The organism is Rhizobacter sp. P1_G5, assembly GCF_056405435.1.
Genome location: NZ_JBFUCB010000501.1, coordinates 1 through 4,573, shown reverse-complemented (window position 1 = coordinate 4,573; position 4,573 = coordinate 1). Strand labels below are relative to the sequence as shown.

Annotated in this window: 6 protein-coding genes; 3 read left to right on the top strand and 3 right to left on the bottom strand. The window is 69.4% G+C overall.

Annotation, left to right across the window (positions count from 1 at the left end; translation table 11 throughout):
* Window positions 1-22: 22 nt before the first annotated feature.
* Complete coding sequence (locus tag AC1D12_RS25515) at window positions 23-544, bottom strand: FKBP-type peptidyl-prolyl cis-trans isomerase (protein ID WP_047511457.1); 522 nt, start codon at window positions 542-544, stop codon at window positions 23-25.
* Between the two features lie 36 nt (window positions 545-580).
* Between AC1D12_RS25515 and AC1D12_RS25510 the strand changes: the two genes are divergently transcribed.
* The 3 genes from AC1D12_RS25510 to AC1D12_RS25500 all read left to right on the top strand — a co-directional run bounded on the left by AC1D12_RS25510 (window position 581) and on the right by AC1D12_RS25500 (window position 2,634).
* On the top strand, window positions 581-1,753 hold the full coding sequence (locus AC1D12_RS25510) for a JmjC domain-containing protein (protein WP_477843705.1): 1,173 nt from the start codon (window positions 581-583) through the stop codon (window positions 1,751-1,753).
* A 4-nt stretch (window positions 1,754-1,757) separates the two neighbouring features.
* Entirely contained in the window at window positions 1,758-2,249 is a 492-nt protein-coding gene (locus AC1D12_RS25505; RefSeq protein ID WP_052213046.1) for a hypothetical protein, read from the top strand.
* Between the two features lie 154 nt (window positions 2,250-2,403).
* Window positions 2,404-2,634: a hypothetical protein gene (locus AC1D12_RS25500; protein ID WP_465113218.1), complete on the top strand. Its 231-nt coding sequence runs from the start codon at window positions 2,404-2,406 to the stop codon at window positions 2,632-2,634.
* 69 nt (window positions 2,635-2,703) lie between these two features.
* On the opposite strand, the gene AC1D12_RS25495 is transcribed toward AC1D12_RS25500, so the two are convergent.
* Window positions 2,704-3,480, bottom strand: a complete 777-nt coding sequence (locus AC1D12_RS25495; RefSeq protein WP_477843707.1) for an MBL fold metallo-hydrolase — start codon at window positions 3,478-3,480, stop codon at window positions 2,704-2,706.
* 22 nt (window positions 3,481-3,502) lie between these two features.
* On the bottom strand, window positions 3,503-4,573 hold a 1,071-nt coding region (gene bamC / locus AC1D12_RS25490), incomplete at its 5' end, for an NlpB/DapX family lipoprotein (protein WP_477843703.1).

The following is a 4,573-nucleotide window of genomic DNA, read 5'->3' as shown; positions in this document are numbered from 1 at the left end:
AAGGCGCCGCACAGGCCTGAGCCTAGTGCAGGTGTGAATTCGACGGCGCCGTCGTCATGATGCTCAGGGCCGGCGAGTCGACGCTGCCGGCCTCGATCTCTTCCTCGGTGGCCTCGCGCACGTCGCGCACCTTCAGGTCGAGCCGCAGCGCGATGCCGGCCAGCGGGTGGTTGCCGTCGAGCACCACGTGGGTCGGGTAGACCTCGGTCACGGTGTAGACCGCGTCAGGCCGCAGGCCTTCGGTGACGGCGCCTTCGGGCGGCCCGTCGAACTGCATGCCGACATCGACCTGTTCCGGGAAGATCGAGCGTGCCTCGAAGAAGACCAGGTCGGGCTGGTAGTCGCCGAAGGCCTGTTCGGGTTCGAGGTGGAGCCTGGCTTCGAAGCCGGTCTCCTGGTTGATCAGCGCTTCTTCGACCTTGGCGAGCAGGTCGTCGCCACCGACGAAGAACTCGACGGGCGCGTCGAGTTCGTCGATCAGCTGGCCTTGGGCGTCTTCCAATCGCCACGTGAGGGCGACGACGCAGGGGTTGGTGATGAGCATCGAAGGATGATCGCACAGTCATCGCACAATCCTGCGATGCCCGCACCGATCTCCCACCCCTCTACGCCCGGCTCTACGCCCGGTCTCGCCACCCGGCCCGACACCCTGCTCGGCGGCCTGTCGCCCACCGCCTTCATGCGCCGCCACTGGCAGAAGAAGCCGCTGCTGATCCGCCAGGCCGTGCCCGGCATCGCGCCGATCGCGCCGCGCGCACAGCTGTTCGAGCTGGCCTCGCGCGAGGATGTCGAATCGCGCCTGATCGTGCACGGCAGCCGCGGCTGGACGATGAAGCGCGGCCCGCTGCCGCGGCGTGCGCTGCCGCCGGTGTCGCGCGCCGGCTGGACCCTGCTGGTGCAGGGGCTGGACCTGCACCTCGATGCCGCGCGCGAGTTGCTGTCGTGGTTCCGCTTCGTGCCCGACGCGCGGCTCGACGACCTGATGGTCTCGTGGGCGAGCGACGGCGGCGGCGTCGGCCCGCACGTCGATTCCTACGACGTGTTCCTGCTGCAGGTGCAGGGCAAGCGGCGCTGGCGCATCGGTCCGGTCGACGATGCGTCGCTCGAGCCCGGCGTGCCGCTGAAGATCCTGAGCCGCTTCGTGCCCGACCAGGAGTGGCTGCTCGAGCCCGGCGACATGCTGTACCTGCCGCCCGGCTGGGGCCACGACGGCGTCGCCGAGGGCGAGTGCATGACCTGCTCGATCGGCTTTCGCGCGGCCGGCCGCGACGAGCTCGCGACCGAGGTGCTGCAGCGCGTGATCGAGGCGGTCGACCCCGATGCCGAGGACCCGCTGTACCGCGACCCGTCGCAGCCGGCCACCGAGGCGCCGGGCCGCGTGCCCGAGCGGCTGCAGGCGTTCGCGGCCGATGCGGTGCAGCGGCTGCTGCGCGACCCGGCAGCGCTCGCCTGCGCGCTCGGCGAGTTGCTGAGCGAGCCGAAGCCGACGGTGTGGTTCGATGCCGGCGAGCCGCTCGAGGCGCCGCAGGCGGTGCGCCTGGACCGCCGCACGCGGATGATGTATGACGATCGGCATGTGTTCATCAACGGCGATTCGTTTCGCGCGGCCGGCCGCGACGCGCGGTTGATGCGCCTGCTGGCGGACGGCCGCAGCCTGGCACTTGCCGATGTCGCGCGGCTGAGCGACGATGCCTTCGGATTGCTCGACCAATGGGCGCAGGCGGGCTGGGTGCGCCCGCTGCACAAGGAGTGAAAAGATGGACGAGACCGGTACGCCCCGCATCATCACGTCGCGCAGCGATTTCCTGCAGGCCCTGCGCGAGGGCTTCGCGCTCGCGGCGGAGCAGGGCTGTCGCGAGCTGCTGCTGAGCGATCCCGACTTCGCCGACTGGCCGCTCGGCGAGCAGGCGGTGCTCGATCACCTGACGCGCTGGGCCTTCGCGCACCGCAAGCTGACGATGCTGGGCGGGCATTTCGACGAGATGTCGCGGCGCCACGCGCGCTTCGCGCAATGGCGCCGGCAGTGGTCGCACATCGTCGAATGCCGCTCGCCCGACAGCGATGACGAGCGCGATGTCCCGACCGTGCTGCTGGCCCCGGGCCTGGTCACGCTGCGGCTGCTGAATCCGGCGCAGTACCGCGCGAGCTGGTCCACCGACGAGGGCGATGCGGTGCGCACGCGCGAACACCTTGATGCACTTTTGCAACGCTCCGTCGAGGCCTTTCCTGCGACAACCCTGGGCCTATAGGGTATGCACTGGGTCTGCGTATAATCATGGGCTGGACCTACGAAACGCTCGAGCTTTCGTAGGTCTGAGTCCGTTGGGGATCTGCCGTGTATCGATTGATCGGAGGGTTCCCACAATTACCGGTAATTGTCTGAACCTTTCATTGAGGATAAGTATGAAAAAGTCGCTTCTGTTGGCTTCCCTGGTTGCTGCTGTTGCTCTGGCCGCTTGCGGCAAGAAGCCGGAAGAGGCCGCTCCGGCTGCTCCGGCCGCCACGCCGGCTCCGGCTCCCGCTCCGGTGGCTGACGCCGCTGCTTCGGGCGCTGCAATGGCCGCTTCGGCTGCCACGGACGCTGCTTCGGCTGCTGCCGGCGCTGCTTCGGCCGCCGCTTCGGCTGTCAAGTAAATCGCTTCGGCGATGTGAGAAAGCCGCCTTCGGGCGGCTTTTTTTCGCCTGTACTTCTCAGCGTAAAAGTCAGCGCAGTGAGAGCCATTCGAATCCCAGCGCCGGATCGGCCACGATGATGTCGTCCGCGTTGCCGCCCGTCACGCCAAGCAACGCTTGAACGGCCAGCTCGGGCCGGTTGTTCTGCCGGCTCAGGTGCGCGGCCACCAGGTGGCGCAGCCCGGCATGGTGGCAGGCCGCGAGGATCTCGGCCGCGCTCTCGTTCGACAGGTGCCCGAGCCGCCCGCCGACGCGCCGCTTCAGCGAGGCCGGGTAGCTCGAGTTCGCGAGCATCTGCACGTCGTGGTTGCATTCCAGCAGCAGCGCATCGCAGCCTTGCAGGTGCGCGATGACGTGCGCCGTCGACGAGCCGGTGTCGGTCAGCACGCCCAGGCAGGCATCGCCATCGGTCAGGCGCAGCTGCAGTGGCTCGTTGGCATCGTGCGGCACGGTGTAGGGCCGCAGCTGCAGGTCGCCGACGGTGATGGCTTCGCCGTCGCGCGCGACGTTCAGCCATTCTTCCGCCGACGGATCGCCGATCGCGCGCCAGGTGCCCAGGCTCGTCCACAACGGCACGCGGTGACGGCGCGCGAGCGTCAATGCGCAGCCGACGTGGTCGCCGTGCTCGTGGGTCACGAACACCGCATCGATGTCGTCGACGGCGAGGCCGGTGCGCGACAGCCGCAGCGTCAGTTCGCGCAGCGAGAAGCCGCAGTCGATCAGCAGCCGCGTGACGGTGCTTCCGCTGCCGGCCTCGACCAGCGTCGCGTTGCCGGTGCTGCCGCTGCCGAGGCTGCAGAAGCGCAGCATGCGGATCGCTCCCCGGCGCTTACTTCAGCTCGTCCACCAGCAGGCCGACGATGCGCTTGCCGGCGTCGCCGTTCTCCGGCTCGCCCTTGCTGTCGAGCACCGACACCAGGCTCACGTCGCCCTGGCCGACCACGCGCACGCGGTACTTCACCGGTGCGAAGTTGCCCTTCTCGCCGGTGCCGAACAGGCGGCTGAAGAAGCCGGGCTCTTCCTTGCCGGCCATCGCCGGGTCGACATAGCGGACGAAGTAGACGCCCTGCGTGCGGTCGCGGTCTTCGACGGTGAAGCCGCTGCGGTCGAGTGCGAGGCCGACGCGGCGCCAGGCGCGGTCGAACGCATCGTCGACCTGCAGCGACGCTGCCGCCTGGCCTTCGATGGCGCGGGCATGCGGCGTGGCGGCGGCGGGCGCCGACGCGGCCTGCTGCGACGCGAGCTTGGCCTGCTCGTCCTTCGCGCCGAGCTTCACGAGCAGGCGAGTCAGCATCTCGCCTTCGAGTTCGGGCTCGCTCGGGCGCGGTTCCCAGCTCGTCGATTCCTTCTGCTGGCCGACGTAGACCTCGCGCAGCCCGCGGTGGGCGATGTGGATCTCGGTGCCGTTGGCGCTGCGCTCGACGCGGGTGCGGTACTTGTCGCGTTCGCCGGTGGAGTACAGGCCGTCGATCACGCGGCCCAGCGTGCGGCGGATCAGGTCGTCCGGCAGCCGGGCGCGGTTCTCGGCCCACTCGGTCTCCATCACGCCGGCTTCGGGCTGGTCGACCGAGATCGTCAGGCCGCGCTCTTTCCAGAAGGCCTGCAGCTGCGGCCACACCTGTTCGGGTGTCTGCGTGGTGACGACCCAGCGCTGGTCGCCCTGGCGTTCCAGGCGGGCCTGGCCGAGGGTGTTCGGCGCCACGGTCTGCGTCGCCGGGCCGGCCGCGGGAGCCGCGCTGCCGGCGGCCTGCGGATTCTGGAACGTGGTGGCGCTGATGGTGCCGCCGCTCTGCACGTTGTAGCGCGAGTCGTTCTGCAGCTGCGTCAGGTCGGGCGGCACTTCGAGCGGCGTGGCCTTGACGGTCGCGCTCTTGTAGTCGACCTTCTCACCGGTCACGGC